The 21,877-nt window shown below is 48.0% G+C and carries 11 protein-coding genes; all 11 read left to right on the forward strand.

Features of this window, described 5'->3' with window-relative positions; all coding sequences use genetic code 11:
• Positions 1–8 precede the first annotated feature (8 nt).
• Entirely contained in the window at positions 9–899 is an 891-nt protein-coding gene (locus tag J2Z66_RS26055; protein ID WP_245375845.1) for a carbohydrate ABC transporter permease, read from the forward strand.
• A 41-nt stretch (positions 900–940) separates the two neighbouring features.
• Complete coding sequence (locus J2Z66_RS26060) at positions 941–4,336, forward strand: heparinase II/III domain-containing protein (RefSeq protein ID WP_209975668.1); 3,396 nt, start codon at positions 941–943, stop codon at positions 4,334–4,336.
• A 15-nt stretch (positions 4,337–4,351) separates the two neighbouring features.
• Positions 4,352–11,545, forward strand: coding sequence for an S-layer homology domain-containing protein (locus J2Z66_RS26065; RefSeq protein WP_209975669.1), 7,194 nt, complete (start codon positions 4,352–4,354; stop codon positions 11,543–11,545).
• 315 nt (positions 11,546–11,860) lie between these two features.
• Positions 11,861–12,100, forward strand: coding sequence for a hypothetical protein (locus J2Z66_RS26070; RefSeq protein ID WP_209975670.1), 240 nt, complete (start codon positions 11,861–11,863; stop codon positions 12,098–12,100).
• 531 nt (positions 12,101–12,631) lie between these two features.
• Positions 12,632–13,504: a MurR/RpiR family transcriptional regulator gene (locus J2Z66_RS26075; protein ID WP_209975671.1), complete on the forward strand. Its 873-nt coding sequence runs from the start codon at positions 12,632–12,634 to the stop codon at positions 13,502–13,504.
• A 28-nt stretch (positions 13,505–13,532) separates the two neighbouring features.
• The gene (locus tag J2Z66_RS26080; RefSeq protein ID WP_209975672.1) at positions 13,533–14,492 is read left to right on the forward strand and encodes a GNAT family N-acetyltransferase; all 960 of its coding nucleotides are present in this window, start codon (positions 13,533–13,535) and stop codon (positions 14,490–14,492) included.
• The gene (locus tag J2Z66_RS26085) at positions 14,489–15,667 is read left to right on the forward strand and encodes a M20 peptidase aminoacylase family protein (RefSeq protein ID WP_209975673.1); all 1,179 of its coding nucleotides are present in this window, start codon (positions 14,489–14,491) and stop codon (positions 15,665–15,667) included. Before J2Z66_RS26080 ends, J2Z66_RS26085 begins: the two co-directional genes overlap by 4 nt.
• Entirely contained in the window at positions 15,667–16,776 is a 1,110-nt protein-coding gene (menC, locus tag J2Z66_RS26090) for an o-succinylbenzoate synthase (RefSeq protein WP_209975674.1), read from the forward strand. Before J2Z66_RS26085 ends, menC begins: the two co-directional genes overlap by 1 nt.
• Positions 16,777–16,880: 104 nt before the next feature.
• On the forward strand, positions 16,881–18,023 hold the full coding sequence (locus J2Z66_RS26095; RefSeq protein ID WP_209975675.1) for an ROK family protein: 1,143 nt from the start codon (positions 16,881–16,883) through the stop codon (positions 18,021–18,023).
• Between the two features lie 271 nt (positions 18,024–18,294).
• Complete coding sequence (locus J2Z66_RS26100; protein WP_209975676.1) at positions 18,295–19,590, forward strand: neutral/alkaline non-lysosomal ceramidase N-terminal domain-containing protein; 1,296 nt, start codon at positions 18,295–18,297, stop codon at positions 19,588–19,590.
• Between the two features lie 1,335 nt (positions 19,591–20,925).
• Positions 20,926–21,864: an ABC transporter permease gene (locus J2Z66_RS26105; RefSeq protein WP_209975745.1), complete on the forward strand. Its 939-nt coding sequence runs from the start codon at positions 20,926–20,928 to the stop codon at positions 21,862–21,864.
• Positions 21,865–21,877 lie beyond the last annotated feature (13 nt).

Genomic DNA, 21,877 nt, shown 5'->3' on the forward strand with positions numbered 1-21,877 from the left:
GAGCTTCATTGCTGCACAGGTACAGATCGCCTTCCAGAAAAGTGTTTGAACTGGTCAATTACAGCTTGTTTATCGTTTTTTCCATCAGTATTCTTATCCCTTTTATCCATGTTATTTCTATCTCATTAAGTTCCTTTGCAGCCGTCGAAGGCAATCAAGTATCGCTATGGCCGGTTGAATTCACGCTGCAAGCGTATGAAAAGGTCGTAACGAATTCAACGTTTATCCGCTCTTTTGTCAATACCGTTTTCCTGACCGTTATCAATACTGTTCTGGTGATCCTTGTCTCTCTTTGCTGTGCTTATGCGCTGTCTAGCAAATATGTGATCGGACGGAAAATTATCTTTATGTATATTCTGATCCCGATGTTTATTAGCGGGGGGCTCATTCCGACGTATCTGGTTGTTAACGGTATTGGCTTGAATAATACGTTCTGGGCGCTTATTTTGCCGGGCATCAGCAGTGCTTTTTATATTATTATTTTTAAAAATGTGATCGACCAATTGCCGCAAGAGATCATTGAATCTGCAGAAATGGACGGCGCCGGGGACTATCGGGTCTTGTTCACTATCGTGCTCCCGCTTGTTCTTCCCATGACCATGGCATTTACTATTTTCAGTGCAGTTGCACATTGGAATGAATGGTTTGGCGTTCTCCTGTATATTCGCGATAACACGAAGTGGACACTGCAATTTCAGCTCAGAGACATACTGATCAATGCCTCGCTTACAGAAGCGATGGAAAAAAATATGATTAAGAATAAGGTCGCCGCTCCCATTTATTCAGAAAGCCTGAAGATGGCTGCGCTGATGGTAACGGTTATCCCGATCATCGTGGTCTACCCTTTCTTGCAAAAATATTTTATTCATGGGGTCTTGGTCGGAGCTGTTAAAGGATAAAAGGGTTGGTTACCCCTAATAGGTGGAGGGAAGCTAAAAAAATGAACAATCATGCTCTTGCCCAAGCAGACATATATGTCGCCCAAGGTCTGGATTTCTTCTGGAAATTGGTGCCGCCGCAAAGCCTGCCAAGAAGTATATTCGTCAATCAAACGATCGGCAGTCCGATCACAGGAAGAGAAATTGACCAGTTTGGCAATTATCCCTATACCTTCGACCCTATCCATGAGCCATGGAAAATAACCGATCCAAGCAGCGGGTACAAGTTTCCTGCAAATGATTTTCAAAGCTATTATGAAAGCGGACTAAATGAGCACGGCCTGTTCGATCAGAGCCTGGCCGATCCGGTTTATTTAGTCAATACTTTGTATCCTGAGAAAGGTCCGGATTGGTGTGTCGATGACGGACTTGGCTGGATCGATGGTAACGGCCATTATTTTACCTTCATCGCTTACTATGTGCACTGGGCCTTATGGGGATATGATGGGAAAAGCATCATACAGAAAGCATTGCGGTCATTGAAGGATGCCTATTTGTATACAGGTGATCTCAAGTATGCCCGTGCGGGAGTTGTATTGTTAGACCGTATAGCAGATGTGTATCCAAGCCAGGATATTTACGTGCACGGTATGACCCATTACTTTAACTCTCATGGTCTTACAGGCCATGGCAAAGCCGTGGGTAATATTTGGGAGCCATTCCTGCTTAAAGATTTTTTAAAGGCCTATGAAGCTTTTCGTCCTGTATTGGATGATCCGGAGCTGATTGCATTTCTGAGCGCCAAGTCCCTTGAATATCGGTTGGGGCCGCTTAAGCACTCGGCCGAGGGGATCCGCAGGAACATAGAAACAGGTGTTATCGAACAAATCTATCCAGGTGTCAAAAAAGCCCAAATAGCAAGCAATAATGGCATTCATCAAAGTGCGCTGGCGCTGGCCGCAGTCATATACGACAAGCTCCCTGAAACAAAGGAATGGCTGGATTTCAATTTCAAGACAGGTGATCTGGAAGGGCCTCCTTATTGCGTTACGGGTGGGAATATGGGCGTTACTTTCGTAAATGGAGTGGATCGTGACGGGGCCGGTGATGAATCGTCATTGCTGTATAACCAATTGTGGCTGGATAGTTATTTGGAAACGGCAGATATTATGAAAGGCTATAAGGGCTACCCTGGAGCGAGTCTGTATGAGCATGTCAAATTCCGCAAAATGTTTTCGGGGCTGTACCCGCTAATGCTGGCTGAACGTTATACCGCTAACATCGGGGATGCCGGGAGTACGGGAAACCCTTGGCCAGCTTTCAGTCTGACACAGATGACCAAGGCATTCCAGAATTATGGCGACCCCATATTTGCTCAGCTGGCCTACTTCAGGAATAATAACAGCACTGAAGGGATACAGGGAGACATGTTCTCGGGAAATCCGGAACAGCTTGCGAACGATATTCAAGAGGTCATTGATGAGCACGGGTTGCTGAAGCTGGAGAGCCACAATATGACTGGCTTCGGCTTTGCCGTCTTGCGGGACGGGGACAGTAAAGCGGATACGCTGGGGATTCGCTATCCGTTCGGGACTATGCTCATTGAATCGATGACTGCAAAGACGGATGCCCGGGTCAGAGACAATGTGCTGGAATATGAAGCTTCTGCTCAAGGGGACTCCATTTCATTCCTCTTCGAGGTGGCAGAAAATAAGGAGTATGAAATATTGCTGCAGCCTGCACGATCGATTGCTAATGAGGGATATGGCATTTATCTCGTCCTGCTTGATGGTCAGCCTGCTGCTGAAATTGATTTCTATGGAAGCCGCCGGGAACGTGAATCCCTGGCAATCAGGCAGCTGGTCCGAGGGAAGCATAGAATCGAATTTATGAATAAGGGCAAAAATTCGCTATCCGCCGGCTATAAATTGGGTCTGTTGGAACTGGCACTGCTTGATGGTCAAACACAAAGAATTCGCAATGACACAATAGGAACGAATTCCTTGCGGGACATGTGGCTTTATTATGGCCGCAACTATGGCCATGGTCATGCAGATTGCCTGAATCTGGGCCTGGTTGCTTTCGGGCTTGATGTAAGCCCTGATCTTGGTTATCCCGAGAGCACATTCCCGACAGACACCCATTGCACCGAATGGATCAGAAGTACAGTTGCCCATAATACGGTGACGGTAGACCGCTCGATGCAGACGGCGCAGTGGGTAGGCGATCCGAAACGGTTCGACGGCCGGCCTAGGTCTATGGTGAAGCTGGTTGAGGTGGAAGCTCCCAAAGTGTATCCGCAGACAGAGCTGTACAAACGGACATCGGCCATGATTCGTGCGGACAAAGCAAACTCATATGTGGTTGACTTCTTCCGTGTCAAAGGGGGTAGCGAGCATCATTTCAGCTTCCACGGAGCGGAAGGAGATGTAGAGGTGGAAGGGGTGAATATGACGGTACAGCCGACCGGCACCTATGCGGGACCGGAAGTGGAATATGGCCAGCGGCCAGCGCATGAGCTTGAAACCGGCTATCAATACAGAGGCGCAGGCTTTCATTATTTGAAAAATGTGGAGCGTGACACCGCACCGTCATCCTTATTCAGTGTCGACTGGACTGTCAAGGATACTTGGAACATGCTGCCGCCGCAGGAGAACCAGGGGAACCGGGAGAATGTACATCTTCGGTTGACGATGCTGGGCGATACCGATGAAGTCGCGCTTGCCGATGGCATTCCATCACGAACGGAAACGGGGAACCCTGAACGTCTGAGATATTTGCTTGTCAAACGGAGCGGAACTGATTTGGAGAGCACCTTTACATCCGTTATTGAGCCTTACAAGAACGAGAGATTTGTCAGTGGGATAGCTGCTCTGGAAGTGAAATCCGGAGGTGCTCCTGTATCTGATATGGATGTAAGAGCTGTAAAGGTCACGCTCGAAAACGGACGTGTGGATTACATTATCAGTGCACTTGATCCTGAGGTGGCTTACACGATTGACAATAAGCTGCAGTTTAAAGGCGGCTTTGGAGTTTATTCAGAAATAGCCGGCAAATTTGCATACGGATATGTGAATGACGGTACGGTCATCGGACAGCTCGATTCACCGGAGATCTATGCGAACCAGGGCTGTGTGGATGGAACCGTGGTTGATTTTACCAAACAGCTGCAAGTCTATAACGAAATTATTGTCGATATTCCTCACCAGGACTACGCTCTGAATGACCTGGTAAACAGAAGCGTCTATGTGCAAAATGACGGGGCGCGAAATGCGGTTTACCTGATAAAGGGAGTTTCAGATTTGGGCAAAGGTCGCTATGCGCTGGATATTGGGGATACGACACTTATACGCAGTTATAAAGATGATCATGATTTCAATCAAGGATTTATTTATGACATTGCCGAAGGTAGCGGATTTCGAATTCCATTGTCCTACGAAAAAGAAAATGGCGTCTGAAAAGGAGAGGTTTAAATGAAAAAACACAGTCGAAGTCATCGCAGCCATCAGAGTCATCAGAGTCACCAAAGCCAGAGTCATAGTCGTAGTCACTATACGACAAAGAGGCTTTTTAAATTTTTGAAATTATTTATGGTTCTTATGCTCTTGTTAGGGTCGATTCTGGTCGAGCCAACAGCTTCCAAAGCGGATGGGAACGATGTGACCTATTTATTTAATAAGAGCAGTCTGGAGCCTGGCACGGAAAGATGGAGCTTGGTTGGAGCTCCCTTGGGTGAGTTTACGCCGGGAATTGTCAACTTCGACAACTATACAGATATTCAGGCTTATGCAGATGGCCATGAACGTTCGTTTAAGTTTCAGGTGGATACGGCAGGCAACTATCAAGTTAAGCTTCAGGGCATGCTCAACCAATTGGGCGGCATAGGCGAGCTGTATATCGATAATCAGTCCATCGGCACCTTCGATTTCTATGACGATGCCTACTGGGAGAATCAGTTTGAAAGCGGAGTCCGCACGATCCGTCTTATGCATCTGGAGGCGGGCCAGCATACGCTGACCTTCAAAGCGATCGGGCATTCCCAAGGCTCGACGCGCCGCAATATGCATCCGACGAAGCTTATTCTCGAAGCTGCGGAAGGGCCGCTCCCTGTAAGTGAGGTGGCCATCAAGACGGAATTACCGAATATGTCGCTGGGCATGCGCACTCAATTAAGGATTGAGGCTATCCTGACGGACAATACAAGGGTCGCTCTGGAAGGGGTACAGGTGAGTTACACCAGCGCGGATCCAACGATAGCAGCGGTTAACCCTTTAACAGGCTGGCTGGAAGCTGCGGGTGTCGGCGATACGACGATAAGTGCTTCCGTGCTCTACTATGGAACGACGTATACCGCAAGTCTGTCCGTTCATGTGCAGAAGAGCGTGACTTACTTGTTCAACAAGAGCAGTCTGGAGCCCGGTTCGGAATGGTGGAAGCTGGTCGGAGCTCCGCTGGGCGAATTTACACCGGGAATCGTCAACTTCGATACCTATACGGATATCCAGGCTTATGCTGACGGACATGAACGCTCCTTTAAGTTTAAGGTGGGAGCTGCGGGCAACTACCAGATTAAGCTGCAAGGCATGCTGAACCAATTGGGCGGCATAGGCGAGCTGTATATCGATAATCAACCGATCGGGACCTTTGATTTCTACGACGATGCTTACTGGGAAAACCAGTTTGAAAGCGGAGTCCGCACGATTCGTCTGATGCATCTGGAGGCAGGCCAGCATACGCTAACCTTCAAGGCGATTGGACATGCCAAGGGCTCGACACGCCGCAATATGCATCCGACGAAGCTCATTCTGGATGCTCTGGAAGGGCAGCTTGATATTAGTCAGGTGGCCATCAAGCAGAAGACGGCTTCGCCGGATCTGTCCATAGGAGCGCGGGTACAATTGATGATCGAGGCTGAGCTGACAGACGGTACAAGGATTCCGCTTGACGGAGCGCAGGTAAGCTATACAAGCGCCAATCCTGCGATAGCGACAGTGGACTCATCAACTGGTTGGCTGGAAGCTATTGGTGTAGGAGATACGACAATAAGTGCATCCGTGGTCTATTACGGAACGACGTATACAGCGAGTCTTCCGGTTCATGTGCAGAAAAGTGCGACATACTTATTCAACAAAAGCAGTCTGGAGCCTGGGACGGACAGGTGGAAGCTGGTTGGCGCTCCGCTGGGCGAATTCACACCAGGAATTGTCAACTTCGACAATTATACCGATATCCAGGCCTATGCTGATGGGCATGAACGCACATTTATATTTAAAGTGGGTGCATCAGGCAACTATCTGGTTAAGCTTCAGGGAATGGTCAATCAATTGGGCGGCATAGGCGAGCTCGTTATTGACGGCAGAACGATTGGCACCTTCGATTTTTATGATGATGCTTACTGGGAAAACCAATTTGAAAGTGGAGTACGTACGATCCGTCTTATGCATCTGGAAACAGGCACCCATGAGCTGACGTTCAGGGCGATTGGTCATGCGAAAGGCTCTACGCGCCGTAATATGCATCCGACGAAATTCATCCTGGAAGCGGTGGAAGGGCCTGTCCAATTAAGCAGCATGACCATCAAGTGGGCTTTACCGGAAATGACGGCAGGCATGTTCAATCAAATAGCTGTTGATACGGAAGCTGTGTTAATAGACGGTACGAAGGCTTTCCTGGAGGGTGTTCAGCTCAGCTATCAGAGTGCCGATACGACGATTGCGGTAGTTGATGCGCAGAGCGGCAGACTGGAAGCCAAGGCAGCCGGTGAGACGACGATTACAGTGTCAGCGGCATACGGGGGAAATACCTACACGTCAAGCCTGCCGCTGAAAGTGAAGGTGTTGACGAATACGAAAACACGCACCACTCTGTATACGCAGGCTGACATTCAGGCGGCCCGCGACAATATAGATCAGTACGCCTGGGCACAGAGTATGAGGGACAATGCGGTTACACAAGCCAATCTATACGCGGATCAAGGCTTGGATTTTCTGTGGAGCCTGGTGCCGCCGCAAAGTCTGCCGAGGAGCATATTTGTTAATCAAGAATTAGGGAGTCCGATTACAGGAAAGGATATAGACCTGTACGGATACTATCCTTATACCTTTGATCCTATTAATGAACCGTGGAAAATTACAGATCCAAGCAGCGGAGCCAAATTCCCGACGAATGATTTCGGCGCTTTTTATGAGAGCGGGCTGGATGAACACGGTATATTTGATCCAACGAAAGCAGACCGCTCCTTATTGTACAACACCGATCACCCGGATCCGAATGATCCTCTTCATACCTGGGGTGTGGATGACGGCCGCGGCTGGGTGGATGAGAATGGCAATTATTTTACCTTTATTGCTTATTATGTGCATTGGGGACTTTGGGGATATAACGGCAAAAGCGCTATACAGAAAGCGATGCAATCACTGCGGGATGCTTACCTGTATACGGGGGATATCAAGTATGCCCGGGCCGGAACCGTATTGCTGGACCGGATTGCGGACGTGTATCCAAGCCTCGATATTTCCAAGTACGGCATGACGAACTATTTTAATTCTCATGGCGGTTCAGGATTAGGCAAGGCTGTAGGCAACATTTGGGAGCCCTTCCTGGTCAAGGATTTCATTAGCGCCTATGACGCCTTTTATCCTGCTATGGATGATCCGCAGCTCATTAGCTTTTTGTCAGCGAAATCCCAGACCTATGATCTTGGCCAGCTGAAGTACTCGGCAACGGGAATCCGCAAAAATATTGAGGCGGGCATTATCGAACGAATTTTCCCGGGCATAAAAAATGCGCAAATTGCCAGTAATAACGGCATCCACCAAAGCGCTCTGGCGATGGCGGCAGTCGTCTACGACAAGCTTCCCGAATCGCAGGCTTGGATGGATTTCAACTTTAAGTCCGGCGGTGAGGAAGGGTCACCTCTTCAGGTAACGGGCGGCAATATGGGAGTCACCTTTGTCAATGGGGTGGACCGCGACGGAGTCGGGCATGAATCGTCACCAGGCTATAATGAATTATGGTTGAACGCTTATCTGGAGACGGCTGACATCATGGCCAAGTTTCAAGCAGGCTCTGGAGTCAATCTGTATGACAATGTGAAATTCCGCAAAATGTTCTCAGGGCTTTACCCGCTTATGCTGGGCCAAAAGTATACGGCCAACATCGGGGATGCCAGCGGGACCGGGAATCCTTGGTTGGCATTCAGCCTGCAGCAAATGGTCAAGGCCTTCGAAACCTATGGCGACCCCATATTTGCCCAGCTTGCTTATTTCAGAAATAATAACAGTACAGCAGGCATACATGGGAATGTATTCTCAGCAAATGCACAGCAGATTGCCGCCGACATTCAGGCCGTGATCCAAACACACGGATTGTTGAAGCTCGATAGTGTCAATATGACCGGCTTCGGGTTTACGGCATTGCGGGATGGCGATATTCAGGAAGGTCAGAGTCCGGGGACAGACAAATTAAGAGATTTGTGGATGTATCACGGGCGCAATTATGGGCACGGGCATGGCGATACGCTCAACTTAGGTCTCATTTCCTTTGGCCTGGATGTAAGTCCCGATCTGGGCTATCCTGAGAGCACACAGCCGACTGACACCCATTTCACGGAATGGATCAGACAGACGATCTCCCATAATACAGTCCTTGTAGACCAGAAAATGCAGGCGGCGCATTGGGGCGGCGAGCCAAAACAATTCGACGATCAGGACATGGTCAAAGTGATGGATGTCGAGGCTCCTGACGTTTACCCGCAGACCGAGCTGTACAAACGGACCACGGCGATGATTCATGTGGATGATGCGAACTCGTATGTGGTGGACTTTTTCCGGGTAAAAGGAGGCAGTGAGCATCATTTCAGCTTCCATGGGGCGGAAGGCGACGTGACAGTTGAAGGACTGAATATGGTGACGCAGCAGGGCGGAAGCTATGCAGGAGCTAGTGTGCCATTCGGCCAGCGGCCTTCCGATGCGAATGGAGTCGGCTATCAATACACAGGATCGGGCTTTCATTATTTGAAAAATGTGGAGCGGGATACCGCACCATCCTCGCAGTATAGTGTGGATTGGGATATTAAGGATACCTGGCATGTGCTGGCTCAGCCAGAGGATATCCATCTGCGGTTAACGATGCTGGGAGATGTGAATGAAGTAGCTCTTGCAGACGGCATTCCATCACGGACACAAACGGGCAACCCGGAAAAGCTGAGATACATGGTAGCCAAACGCAGCGGTACGAACTTGAACAGCAACTTTACTTCTGTTATCGAGCCGTATAAGGATCAGCGGTTTATCACTTCGTCATCAGCTCTGGAAGTGAAAGCAGGAGGTACGATTGCAGCAGATATAGATGTCAGGGCTGTGAAGGTAACGCTGGAGAACGGCCGCGAAGATTATATTATCAGCGCGCTGAACCCGAATGTGACTTACACGATCGCCGGCAAGCTGCAGTTCAAAGGAAGCTTCGGCGTGTATTCAGAATTAAACGGCCAGCCTGTATACAGCTATGTTAATGATGGTACAGTTATAGGATTGATCGGTGGCACACCGGAAATCAGCGCGGAGCTGGGAAGTCTCGATGGAACCGTAGTTGATTTCACAAAGGCTCTACAGGTGGACAATAAGATTGTCGTTCAAATGAATCTGCTGGGGCACCCTGCCAGCGACCTGGTGAACCGGACCATTTATGTACAAAATGATGGGCTCCGCAACGCGGTCTACCTGATCAAAGGCATTACGGATTTGGGCAACGGTACGTATTCCCTGGATTTGGGTGATACAACACTGATCCGCAGCTATAAGAACGATAATGATTTCAGCCAGGGCTTTATTTATGATATTGCTGCAGGCGCCGGATTCCGGATTCCGCTATCTTATGTTTGGCAGGAAGAACCGGTACCTGTGGTCCCGGCTGCGCCGCAGAACGTGCAGGCGCAAGCAGGCAACGGGGCGGCAGCCTTATCATGGAGCGCATCAGCGGACACAGTCAGCTACAGCGTTTATTGGACACAGGGGGCTGCTTCTGCAGCTCCCGGGGATTTGAGCTTGTGGAATTCACAAGCGGGAATTACTGGCCTGACGCATACGGTCAGCGGCTTGACGAACGGACAAACGTATACGTTTGTGGTGAAGGCTGTGAATACGGCAGGCTCCAGTGCTGCCTCAGCAGCGGTTGAGGCGACGCCGTCAGCTCCTGCCGGGGAGAGGCCGGATGAAGGGACTGGAACACCAGTTCCTTCTTCATCCCCTGCCGCTACCGCCAAAGCCGATTCCGAAGGTGGCTTTCAGGAGGGGATCCAGCTTGCTATAAATGGCGAGTTGGAAAACGGCAAGGCTGGGAATGCTACAGTGGAAAGTAAGAACAACAAGAAAGTGACCACAGTAACCGTAGATGAAGAGAAGCTGAATGGCCTGCTGGCAGCAGCGGCGCCTGGCTACATTGTATCCATTGAGGCCAATAATGGGTCAGATATTGTAGCTGGAGAGCTGAATGCGCGCATGCTCCGCACTATGGCTGGAAAAGCGGCGATATTGGAGCTCAAAACTGAAAGCGCAGGCTACAAGCTGCCCGCTGAGCTGATAAATATTGCGGATCTTTTGGCACAGTTAGGAATAAGAGCAGAAGCAGATGCAGGAGCAGAAACAGGAACAGGAACAGAGTTAGAAGCAGGAGTAATATCTGAAGCAACCTTAGGGGACATTATTTTGCGCGTGGAAATTGCCAATCTTGGTAAAGACCTGAACCATGTTGTTCCGGGAGTGACAGGTGCATCGGGTGCTTCAGGAGTGGCGGGAGCATCGGGAGATTCAGGAGGTTCCGGAGGTTCCGGATTTTCCGCACCGCTGATCAGTTTTAAAGTTACAGCTACTTATAAGGGGAAGACTGTCGCGATCGGTACATTCAATGATTACGTTGAAAGAATGATTGTCATACCGGATGGCGTTGATGTAGGGATGGTCACAACTGGCGTGCTGATTATGGACGATGGAACAGCACACCATGTTCCTACCCGGGTAGTTTCACAAAATGGAAAGAATCAGGCACTCATGAAAAGTATGACCAACAGTACCTACACAGTGATTCACAAAGAAAAAACCTTCGATGACATTACAAAGCATTGGGGCCGGGCAGCCATCGAGGATTTGGCATCCCGCTTCGTCATTCAGGGTGTGGATGACAGTCATTTCATGCCGGATAAAGAAATCACTCGTGCTGAGTTTGTCACCATTGCAGTTAAGGCACTTGGCTTGAGAGAAGGGCGAGGATCGCAGCAGTTTAGTGATGTCACGCATACAGACTGGTACTATGATGCGGTTAACGATGCCGTTTCGTACGGGTTGCTCGAAGGGTATGCAGATGGCACCTTTAAACCGGCTCAGCGGATTACCCGCGAGGAAGCGATGGTGATTGCAGCGCGAGTTATGAAGCTAGTCCATATGGAGCTGAAGCTTGAGCCTGCCCTGGAAGAGCAGCTTCTGTCCCAATTTGCTGATAGTGCGAACTTCAGCTCTTGGGCTCGCCAGTCAGCCGCATTAAATATGAATCATGGCATCATTAATGGAGCTGACGGAAATGTGAGGCCTCAGGATTTTATCAGCCGCGCTGAGACGGCGACAGTTATGCAGCTTCTGCTTCAAAAGTCCGGACTGATTACGGTGCAAAATTGAGCGGGATAAGACGCTATGCAGCAGCCTGTGATTAATTAAACTATGCGACTAAAAGAAAGCAAAGAATCCTTGTTTGTAAAGGATCCTTTGCTTTTATTTTGGTGACGCTTGGAAGCGCAGTTTTCCATATCGCCACTATCCCTTTTCCTCAGAAAAGCAACCTCTGCTGGAAGTCCGTTTGTGCTTTGTGCTTGACTTAGCGATGTTTTTCATCGTTAAAGTAGGTGTTCCAGGTCAATCCGTCACGTTAATGATGATTTTCATCGTTAAAAGAGGTCGGATGGCCCCATCTGGTTGGATAACAGGGATTTAACGATGTTTTTCATCGTTAAAGTAAGGATATGGAGCGGACCTGGTGCTTTTAGCGATGAAAACATCGTTAAAGTAGCAGGTCCTTCTCAGCTGCTCGTGTTCTTCAGTCCCAGCGGCTTGGCCCGCGGGGAAATTTCCTTCAATCTAGAAAAAAAACCTTTGCTGGCAGTCCGTTTGAGCTTGGTGTTCGTGCCAGCGGCTGGAGCCCACAGCCATTCCCTCCGCAACGCACCCAAACCATGAACACGCCCATCAAAGGAAGCCACAACAAGATGTTTTTCTTGATTATTTCGGAAGACTATCTGTACAAAAAAAATGTGCGGGGGTATAATGGTTAGTAGAAGTTTTGGATTTAATTTTTAGTTTGAAATGAAGTGTTAACTTCTGTTTGAGCTTCCATTTTATTTGATTTCTTACTATATAGAATAGTTAAGTTCATTGAAGCGGTAAAGCGTTAGGGCTATAGCGTATTCTGAATATGTGAGCCTATGGCAGTCTTATGTTCACTATCCCTTTGCCTCAGAAAGCAGACTCCTGGTGGCTGTCCGTTTGAGCTTTGTATATTCGGCACTTTGTAGCAGTGAGTGGGTGTGGGAGGAAGAGCGATAGCGTCCGCCTTTAAAGATTTGTTCCAACCTCCAAATTGATTCCAAACCAAGGGAACAAATCTTTAACAGCGGCTGGAGCCTACATCTATTCCCTCCGCCATGCACCCAAGTCACGAACACGCATAATCAAAGGACGCCGCAAGCGTCTATCTCAGGAGGCAAGATCATGGAAACGATGAATGATTTGGTACGTAAAAAATATGATGAACTGACTGCCAGTATGAAGTTGGTAGCCAAATTTGTGCTGGAGCAGCCTGAGCAGGTTGCTTTGCATACGGCAAAAGAAATTGGCGGGCAATCCGGGACGAGTGAGACGACGGTGATCCGATTTAGTTTGGCACTGGGGTTTAGCGGTTACAGTATGCTTCAGGAGGAAATTCGCAAGACTCTACTTATGCCGAAGGAACGGGAAAATCCACTGCGGAAATTTAGCGATTTGCCGCAGCAATCAGCGGGCGATAGCCGTTTTCTATCCCGGTTTATTCTGGAGCAGGATATGGCGTATATGAATAAGACGATTGAGGAACTTGCCCCAGAGGTGTTGGAGAAGGCTGTAGACAGCATCATAGCTGCGCGGAAAATCATTATTGTTGGCTTGAGGGCATCTCATGCGGCAGCCTTTTGGCTTACGTCTACTTTGAACATCATGAGAGGGAATGCGGTTCTTTATCGTGGGGCCGTTGATGATGCCAATTATTTGATTACGGATTTGGATAAAGATTGCCTGGTTATTGCCCTTTCTTTTCCGCGGTATTCGCTGGAAACCTTGAACTTTGTGCTGGCGGCCAAGGCGCGTTCGGCGAATATTTTGGCTATTTCGGACGATGAATTATCGCCACTTGGCAGTAAGGCGGATGTGTTCATCAAGGTATCGACACCTCAGCCCGCTACATTAAAGGGGATGGCGGTTCTTTTTACATTGCTGAATGTTCTGATTGCCGAGGTTACTGCGAAGGATCATACGAACATTCAAAGGCGAATTGATGCATATAACACGACAACGGAGCAATTTTTTGCTTTTGTGGAAGATGGCAAGTGAGACGAAATGAAAATTGGAGTGATGACTGTTGTTGAATATCAATCAGGAGATTACATACCGGACGATTACGGAAATTCCAGAGCTTCATGAGGCTGTGCAGCTGCAATTAACTACATGGGGACAGGAGTCGGTTACTTCTATGGCACAGATGGCGGCAGCGATCCTTCATGGCGGAGTTGTCTTTGGGGCGTTCGAGGGAAGCCGGATGGTTGGTTTTTGCTACGGGTTTGCCGGTTTTAAGGGCGGGGACGTGCGTGAAGCCTATGTGGGTTCGCATATGATGGCCATTCATCCTGACTACCGGGACCGGGGAATTGGGATGAACCTGAAGCTGAAGCAGCGCGAGTGGGCGATGGAGTACGGATATGCGAAAATTGTCTGGACCTTTGATCCTTTTGAGACGCGGAATGCTTATTTGAATCTTTGCAAGCTTGGGGGAACCGTGAGTCAATACATCCCTTCATTTTATGGAAAGGATAAGCTGCAGCTGCCATCGGATCGTTTTGTCGTGGAGTGGGAGCTTGCTTCTGAGCGGGTGGTGAGTTCGATAGAGCAGTTGGAGAGTAGGGCTGGGGAAAAAAGTGCTAGTGCCAGCAGTTTTAGTGCTTATCCGAGTCTTCTCACCTGTGACAGGGATGGAGAGCGTTTTACAGAAGTGCGGCGCAGTGAAGTTAACTTTGAAAATGTGCTCAGAGCTCAAGCTAAGGATGGATATGAGGTAAAAGCTGGAGTGGATTCAGGCCTTGGAGGAGGCTATGGAGATTCAGGAATTTCTGGGTTCTCTGGGAAGGCTTCGGGCTTTCTAATACCGGTCCCAAGCTCGGCCCATCAACTGAAAAATGAGCAGACTGAGCTTTTTATCCATTGGCAAAGTGAGCTGAGACAGCTGTGTACGGAAGCTTTTGCATGTGGATACAGAGTTGTTTCTTTTATTCGTGATGAAGCTCCGGTTAACTATTATGTGCTGGAGAGCGGGGCGAAAAGATGAAGCAAGCCATCATGTCCTGGCTCGAAAGGAATAGCGGTGATTTGGAGCAAACGTACCATCATTTGCACGCAAATGCGGAAATTAGCTGGGAAGAGCAGGCGACGACTGCTTTTCTTCAGCAGGCTCTTGAACAAATGGGAGTGGCCAGCCGCACCTTTGACGAGCATACCGGTGTGGTAGCTGAATGGGCAGGGGAGACAGCGGCAGCAGGATCGGGTGGCGGTGGCGGCCCGGTGGCAGCCCTGCGTTCCGATATCGATGCTTTATGGCAAAACGTAGATGGCGTTTGGAAAGCCAATCATTCCTGCGGGCATGATGCCCATATGACGATGGTTTTATTTGCCTTGAAATGCTTGAAGGAAATTGGCTATCAGCCTCCAGGCAAGCTTGTCGTTATTTTTCAGCCTGCTGAGGAAACGGGGGAAGGTGCCCGGAGGATGGTGCAGCTCGGCATAGTGGACGATGTGGATTATTTGCTCGGTATTCATCTTCGCCCTGCTAAGGAAGTGAAGTTTGGCCAGGCGTCGAGCGCCATTTACCACGGAGCGGCTGCCTTTCTGGAAGGCAGTGTGAGCGGGCGTCAGGCGCATGCCTCCCGGCCTAACGATGGCATCAATGTCATTGATGCACTGGCAGCCATCGTAAACGCGGTCAACGCGGTGAAGGTGGACCCGATGGTTCCAGCCTCGTGCAAGGTTACCAAGCTGACTGTGGATAATAAAAGCGTCAATATCATTCCGGACATTGGCAGCTTTGCGATCGATGTACGTGCACAAACGAATCAAGCCATCGAAGACCTCCTGCAAAAAGTCGAAGCGGCTGTAACCCTGGCTGGCAGTATGAATGGCGCTCAGGTGGAGCTGCGTGTTGGAGCGAGAATGGCAGCGGCGGTTCCAAATAAGCATATGGAGAAGGTTGTAGGCGAGGCGATTGTGGATGTTATAGGCGATGCTGGTTTTGTAAACCCAACGGTTACACCGGGGGGAGAGGATTTCCATTATTACCCATTATTAAAGCCTAACGTGCAAGCTACTATGATTGGTCTGGGTTGTGATTTGCTTCCCGGTCTGCACCATCCGCAAATGAAATTTAATTTGGATGCACTGCGTCTCGGAACCGCGATGCTGGCTTTGTCTGTGGTGAAATTATTGGACTCGAAAGGAACTGAAAGCTGATGCGTATAAACCGAATTATTTTGAGACATTTGAAAATGAAATTAATCCATCCTTTTACTACTAGCTTCGGCACGATGCGGGATAAGGAGTTCATTCTGGTTGAGGCTATAGATCACGATGGCGTATCCGGCTGGGCAGAATCTGTTGCGTTCCCGGAGCCTTCCTATAATGAAGAAACGTTGAGAACAAATTGGCACATGCTGGAGAGCTTTTTAATTCCAATTGTTCAGGGAAGAGAGATAGAGCATCCGGGCGAGATTACCGGGCTTTTGCAGCATATTAGGGGTAATCATATGGCTAAATCGGCATTGGAAGGAGCTTACTGGGATCTCTATGCCAAAAAGCAGGGCATCCCTCTAGCCGCAGCCATCGGTGGGAAGAAACAGGAAATTGAGGTGGGGGTCAGTATTGGCATCAAGAACTCACCAGCCGAGCTGCTGGAAACCATTGCAAGCAATGTTGCAAAAGGTTATAAGCGCATTAAAATCAAAATCAAGCCAGGCTGGGATGTTGACATTGTGGCTGAAGTGCGTAAGCATTTCCCGCAAATAGCTCTGATGGTGGATGCCAATTCAGCCTATACGTTAGCGGATGTGGAGCATTTAAAGCAGCTGGATGCTTTTTCTCTGATGATGATTGAGCAGCCTTTTGCCTATAATGATCTGATTGATCATAGCGAGCTGCAGAAGCAGGTGCAGACCCCTATTTGCCTGGATGAATGTATTCATTCAAGTGAGGATGCCAGAAAGGCTATTCAAATAGGAAGCGGAAAAATCATCAACGTAAAAATCGGCAGGGTAGGCGGTATTCAGGAAGCGATCAAGCTGCATAACGTATGCCAGGAATCCGGCGTCGATGTTTGGTGCGGAGGCATGCTGGAGTCGGGAATCGGACGCGCGCATAATATCGCCATTTCCAGTCTCGCTGGCTTCACCTTGCCTGGGGATACTGCAGCCTCTGCTAATTATTGGGAGGAAGATATTATCGAACCAGAGGTCGTGGTTCATGATGGCCTGATTCGTATTCCTGAAAAGCCGGGTATTGGATATGCGCCTGTGGTCAAGCGGATTCAGGAGCGTACCGAGTATGAGCAGAGCTTTCTTTTTTAAATAAACGCCGGGCATTACTGAGCATACATTCCTGATGTTGACGGGGGAAAGTACAACTGCTACTATTGCTTTGTCTGAATGATGCAAGGTGAGGAGCGTGGCCAGTGAGGGATTTGACTGGAAGACCCGGACTGCTAAAAAAAATAAATGTAGCCAAAATTATGGATTTGATACGTAAACAGGGACCGATCTCGCGTGCTGATCTAGCCAGCGCTTTAGGAATAAGCAGGCCTACCGTATCGAAGCTGATTACCGATTTATTGCAGGCAGAAGCGATTGTAGAGATCGGGGAAGGTCAATCCAACGGCGGGAAAAAGCCGATTTTACTGCAAATAAATAGCAAAAATGCTTATGTAATCGGCATTCATGTAACGTATCCGACGATTCAAGTGGCGCTTGCTGACAATATAGGAACGATGTTAACGAGAAAAGAAATTTCAGCAGATGGGAGTACTGACATTATAGGATCGATGATCGAAACGATCTTGGCACTGTTGGAAGCTGCAGATCTGGAGGCAAGTAGTCTATCAGCAATTGGTGTAGCAATAGCGGGTATTGTTAATCCACAGTCAGGTGAGATTATTCAAGCACGTGTATTTCCCAATTTGCAGGGAACAGAATTTAAGGACGCTTTGGAGAGTAAATTCGGGGTTCCCGTTTGGATGGACAATGATGTGTATATGGGGTTATGGGGGCAGGCGGCTTCGTCTGAAATTCGGGAACGGAGTATTGCATTCGTGTCGATTGGTGAGCTCATCGGACTAGGGATGATGATAGAAGGAAAGCTGTACAGGGGGGCGAAGCTGGCAGCCGGAGAAATTGGCGATATGATTGTGGATTCCAGGCAGCAGCTTGCAGATGGATTTGAACCTGCCGGTGGTTATTTGGAGAAATATTTGAACTGGAAGGGAACCAACCGGCTTTTTTCGGCCATGGAGTCAATGGAGTCTATAGGTGAACTAACGGATGAGGCCGCAATGCGCTTGCTGTCCCAATATCAGACCCGTATTGCCTGCTGCTTGGCTAACGTTATTTGTGTTTTTGATCCGGAGCGTGTGGTTATCGGTGGAGAAATTTTACGTTTGCCAGGCTCCTTTCTGGAGGGAATCGATCAGCAGTTGAGAAATCTAAACAGCAGATCACCTAGATTGGAAGAAGCATATTACCGGGAGGATTCTGAGCTGGTTGGTAGTATTTATTATGCCCTTCAGAATGTGCACAAGGATCTGATAGATTACAGCGGTTAGTACGGGGAGCTGCCTGGGGGATTATGGGCAATTCCTTATGGAATTGCTTATTGACGCTCCTATAGGCGCATGTTAAAATTTAGCTATTCTTTGGTAGTAAAGCTAACAAAGTTTCGGAGTTGCAGAATTTCTGGCAGTGCGGTCAAACCCGGATAAGTGCGGATAAGTACGGATAAGTAAATGGATAAGTCCTGATAAGTACGGATAATACTATGAGTTTCACTAAGTTATATGATCGTTTTACCATTTGCAGTCAAAGGGGGAAGTTTGCTTGAATTCAGTATCCTTGTATGCCGGAACCTCGAGAGTCAATATTACGCCACCAGTGGGGGTCCGCTTGGATGGTTCTTATGAGCTTGAGTTTGCAGAGTACATTTTGGACGATTTGTTTGCTAATGTTGTGGTCATGGATAACGGTGGCGAGGAGATCGTAATGATTGCGGCTGATGTATGCAGCATTCCCCGTCCTGTGATTGACGATATCATTGAACGAATTGAACAGGCCTGCCAGATTTCAAAATACAATGTGATTATAACGCCGTCTCATACCCATGCCTCAACATCGATGGGCGCAAGCCCCATGGGAGAGATGACCGTCCATTGGGATTACGTTGAACAAGTGAAGCAAAAAATGGTCGAAGCTGTCAACGCTGCAAGAAGTGAAAAGCAGCTTGTTCGCTTAGGTGTAGGCAGATCAAGCAATCCGAATCACGTATTTAACCGCCGTTTGACTGCGCCTGATGGATCCATTCGGATGAATTTTGTGCTGGACGATTACGAGGGCTGTACATCAGAGGGAGCTGTTGATCCGGAAGTGGTTGTCATTAAATTAGTGAATGAGCATAATCAGGCTGTTGCTTTTATCGTTAATTATGCTTTACATAATAATGCCGCTGGCCGGCCGCACATCAGCGCCGATATTTCCGGTTATATGACCAAAGTGCTGCAAGCTGTATTTGGAGAGCAAGCTGTTGTGCTGTTTTTGCCAGGGGCGTGTGGGGATATTAATTGGATTGATTTCCAAAGTGACTGGACAAATCCGGATACCTATAAAAAGGTTGGAATGGGGCTGGCCGGAACCGTTATCGAAATGGACCCGATGCTTGAGTTTCCTGAACAATTAAATGTGAAGATGACGCATTCAAAGGTTTATATTCCAGAGCGCCCATACTCGGATCGGGATACAAAGGTAGATCACACATTCGGAACGACACAAGGCGATCATTTCTTCGAGTACTACAGGAAGGCGAGAGCACTTTACGAAAATGATGAATTGAAGGTTCATGAATTTCATATACACTGTCTGACAATTGGCAATGAAATTGCACTGCTGACCAATCCCGCTGAATTGTTTGTTGAAATCGGAATGGATATTAAAGCGTCATCCCCCTATCCCTATACACTGCTTGCTACACTGACGAATGGCCTGGCTGGATACGTACCGACAAAAGAAGCTTTTGAGCAGGGCGGATATGAGATCCGTAAATTCCCTATGTTCAGTCATCTGGCTATAGATGCGTGTGACCGGTTTACAGAAGCAAGCCTGGAACTACTTAACGAAAAATAGTAGCAGGGCAGGGTGCTTGGGTTGGGAAGAGCAATCCTGCAGCAGCTCGCCTACCTCGAAATGAGCGTGTGCTTTACTTAACGATGTTTTTCATCGTTAAAGTAGGTGTTTCTAGGTCACCCTGTTACGTTAATGATGATTTTCATCGTTAAAAGATGGCAGATGGCCTCAGCGGGTGATTAAAAGGGATTTTAACGATGTTTTTCATTGTTAAAGTAAGGTTGTGGAGACAGGGTGGTGCATTTAGCGATGAAAAACATCGTTAAAGTATCGTTAAAGTATCAGCTCCTCCTCAGCTGCGCGGGCTCTTCATCTCCAGTGTCTGCGCCAACTAGGAAAGGAATCTCCCCTAAACAAGAGAAAAAACTTTGCTGGTTGTTCGTTTGAGCTTGGTGATTCTGCGATTCGTGCGATTGTAACTGAAGATAGGGAAGGGATGTGGGCGGAAGAGCGTTAGCGCCAGCCTTTAAAGATTTGTTCCTACCTCCACATCCATTCCACTCAAGGGAACAAATCTTTAAAAGCGGCTGGAGCCTACATCCCTTCCCTCCGCAACGCACCCGCGTCACGAACATGCACCTCAACGGACGCCGCTAGGCGTCTTTTTTCTGTCAAAAATGAGGACGGCAAAATTAAGAATGAAGAAATGGCTGCCGTTGCGGACACAGGAGACCTTATTTGTGACAAAACACCCTTTTTCGGGATGCTTACGGACCTCAGATCCGTTATTTTCAGGAAAAGGAGCAAATTTACCCTCAAATAAGAGGAATAGCGGAACTCATGTCCGTAAACATCCCAATTGTCATGAAAATTCAAGAATAACGGATCCAGTTTCCGTAAGCTGCTTGATTTGCTCTGCCCTTCACACCAGCTTCACACCAGCTCACTTCAGCTCCACTTCAGCTCCACTTCAGCTCTACTCCAGGTTTACATCACTCGAGCGCCATTCCTCCTGCCCACCCCAACCTCCACTCCGCTACCCATTACTATTCTAATTCTTGAATCCCGGATAACTATTCATCTTTTTTGAGACAATGCTTATATTTTGACCTTGCTCTTTTTTAGAATTGGACAGTACTGGTCGTTTTAGGTGTTTTCATAGCTGGTGGATTCCTTTTATGATGAGATCACATTAGTGGGAGTGATGCGCTCAACCGTGCACTTAGCCATACAATCAACCATGCAGTCAACGATATAAGATCAGCATGGTTTCAATGTGACCATCAGAGGAGGAAATTATCGCACATGAAAGCCGACGCCGTACCAAATGCCATACCTAATGCCATACCTAATAGCGGGCTTAACAGGCCTAGCGGATCTGGCGAACCTAGTGTCATGTCCAGCAAAAAGCCAAACCCTAAGCCGAACAGATTTGTCCGGAGTGTACGCAAGAATGGAGCACTACTTTTACTCGCGCTGCCGGGGATTTTGATGCTGTTTGTTTTTTCGTATTTGCCGATGGGCGGGATGATTATTGCCTTTAAGGATTATACGTACAAGCATGGGATTTTCGGAAGCAAGTGGGTAGGTTTTAAAAATTTCGAGTTTTTGTTTGCTACGGATGATGCGTGGAGAATTACGTTTAATACTTTATTTTTAAATGGCTTATTTATTTCTATTGGTTTGATTGTGTCGGTCAGTCTGGCGCTTATTATGAATGAGGTGAAGAGCAAGTGGGTGAATAGTGTGGTGCAATCTGCATTGTTTTTCCCGTTCCTGCTGTCTTGGGTTATCGTTAGTTATTTTGCCTATGCGCTGCTCACATCGACGGGACTGGTAAATCAAGCGCTGCAGGGGTTAGGGATTGATCCCGTTCTTTTTTATAATAATCCGCAGTATTGGCCTCTGATTTTGACGCTTGTGTATATATGGAAAAATGCAGGGTACTTCAGCATCATTTATTTAGCCAGCATTCTCGGGATCAGCCCGGATTATTATGAAGCCGCCAAAATAGATGGCGCAAGCAAGCTTCAGCAAATCAGGTATATTACGCTGCCATTGCTTATTCCCGTTATCATCATTATGACGCTGCTGCAGCTGGGGCGCATTTTCTATGCTGACTTTGGATTATTTTATAATGTGACAAGAGATTCCGGGATGCTGTATGCCACTACAGATGTTATTGATACGTATGTGTTTCGGATGTTCCGTACAGTAGGGGATGTTGGTATGGCATCTGCGGCAGGTTTTTATCAAGCGATTGTAGGCTTTATCCTGGTGCTTGGCTCGAACCTTATTGTCCGCAAAATAGATAAAGAGAAGGCACTTTTTTAAAAAAAGCACAGCT

Origin of the sequence: Paenibacillus eucommiae (assembly GCF_017874215.1) — a bacterium.
In the GTDB taxonomy this organism is placed as follows: Bacteria; Bacillota; Bacilli; order Paenibacillales; family NBRC-103111; genus Paenibacillus_AI; species Paenibacillus_AI eucommiae.

Coding starts and splice junctions, on each gene's coding strand:
- J2Z66_RS26105 (WP_209975745.1), top strand. CDS start 20,926: ATGTCCAGCAAAAAGCCAAACCCTAAGCCGAACAGATTTGTCCGGAGT.
- J2Z66_RS26075 (WP_209975671.1), top strand. CDS start 12,632: ATGGAAACGATGAATGATTTGGTACGTAAAAAATATGATGAACTGACT.
- J2Z66_RS26085 (WP_209975673.1), top strand. CDS start 14,489: ATGAAGCAAGCCATCATGTCCTGGCTCGAAAGGAATAGCGGTGATTTG.
- J2Z66_RS26070 (WP_209975670.1), top strand. CDS start 11,861: ATGTTTTTCATCGTTAAAGTAAGGATATGGAGCGGACCTGGTGCTTTT.
- J2Z66_RS26060 (WP_209975668.1), top strand. CDS start 941: ATGAACAATCATGCTCTTGCCCAAGCAGACATATATGTCGCCCAAGGT.
- menC (WP_209975674.1), top strand. CDS start 15,667: ATGCGTATAAACCGAATTATTTTGAGACATTTGAAAATGAAATTAATC.
- J2Z66_RS26065 (WP_209975669.1), top strand. CDS start 4,352: ATGAAAAAACACAGTCGAAGTCATCGCAGCCATCAGAGTCATCAGAGT.